Genomic DNA, 541 nt, shown 5'->3' with positions numbered 1-541 from the left:
CAAGTGGGTGAGGAATGCTTTAATTTTGCTGGAAACGCATTTTGCGAAGATTGTTATAAAAAAACAAGTATGTCTGTTGATGAGGATATAGATGATGGCGTAAATGTTTTATATTGCCATTGCTATAACTGCGGTGAGGATATTTATGTAGGTGATGATGCTGTAGTTTTAACTGAAAATAGAACTTTTTGTTTAAAATGTTATGATGAAATTTTTAAAGAAATGGCGGAAGAACCATGTCCTTTTTAAGAGATATAGATATTAAATTAAGTTATAGGGAACAACTGTTGGAAGAAATAAAAATGCTAAAGGAAGAGGTAGAAGAAATTGATAATGAAATTAAAGAATCACTTTGTGATGATGAAGGGCTTATTACAGCTAATTACGAGGTTATTTACCGAACTCAAAGTAAGTATATCATAGATGTGGATAGACTAAAAGAAGAGTGTTTATATGATAGTTTTTTGAAAAAAAGTGTAAGTAAGTATTATAAAGTTAAAAAATTAGGAGATAAAAAAAAATGGATAATAAATTATATGAA

The 541-nt window shown here is 28.5% G+C and carries 2 protein-coding genes; both read left to right on the top strand.

The genetic code is table 11. The features are described 5' to 3' along the window. Positions 1–249 (top strand): hypothetical protein (locus tag AMO08_RS05805; protein ID WP_179850749.1); only part of this gene is annotated, 249 nt, incomplete at its 5' end. Continuing rightward, positions 237–541 (top strand): hypothetical protein (locus tag AMO08_RS04630; RefSeq protein ID WP_143323815.1); only part of this gene is annotated, 305 nt, incomplete at its 3' end. The genes AMO08_RS05805 and AMO08_RS04630, both read left to right, overlap by 13 nt.

This window comes from Candidatus Pelagibacter communis, assembly GCF_001180205.1.
Classification (GTDB): domain Bacteria; phylum Pseudomonadota; class Alphaproteobacteria; order Pelagibacterales; family Pelagibacteraceae; genus Pelagibacter; species Pelagibacter ubique_O.
Note: the sequence above shows the minus strand (reverse complement) of the source record. Positions and strands in the feature narration are given on the sequence as shown.